This is a genomic window from Psychrobacter sp. 1U2 (assembly GCF_051847575.1).
In genome coordinates this window covers 1-535 of sequence record NZ_JBPYDC010001730.1, presented here as the reverse complement: position 1 = coordinate 535, position 535 = coordinate 1, and the positions used below count along the sequence as shown (strand labels likewise).

Here is a 535-nt window from a genome sequence, read left to right as displayed (position 1 = left end):
ATGCTCATCAAACTCAGCTTCATCGATCACAATACCACGCTCTCGAGTGATATCAGCGGTTAAGTCAAGCGGGAATCCATAAGTATCATAAAGTTTAAAAGCAGCTTCACCAGAGAGGGTATCGCCGTCTTGTAAGTCGGTAAGCTCGCTGGCAAGCAAACGTAAACCTTGTGCCAGTGTCTTGGCAAATTGAGTTTCTTCTTTTTTGATGGCATTTTCAATCGTACTCTGCTTATCTTTTAGTTCAGGATAAGCTGCTCCCATTTCAGCCACAAGCGGTGCAACCATCTTAAAGAAAAACTCATTTTCTGCACCAAGCTTATTGCCATGGCGTACAGCGCGGCGAATGACACGGCGTAACACATATCCGCGACCTTCATTGCTTGGCAGGACACCATCAGCAATCAAAAAGGCAACCGCACGAATGTGATCAGCAATCACTTTAAGCGATGACTGCTGCTCATTTTGGATATCTAAAATGTCAGCAGCGGCATCCATTAAGTGTACGAATAAATCAATCTCGTAGTTGCCATGG

1 protein-coding gene is annotated in these 535 nt (G+C 44.7%); it reads right to left on the bottom strand.

Translation table 11 applies throughout. From position 1 onward, the window contains the following. A partial coding sequence (locus ACS8FD_RS24100; RefSeq protein ID WP_439277702.1) for an alanine--tRNA ligase-related protein occupies nucleotides 1-535 on the bottom strand: 535 nt, incomplete at both ends.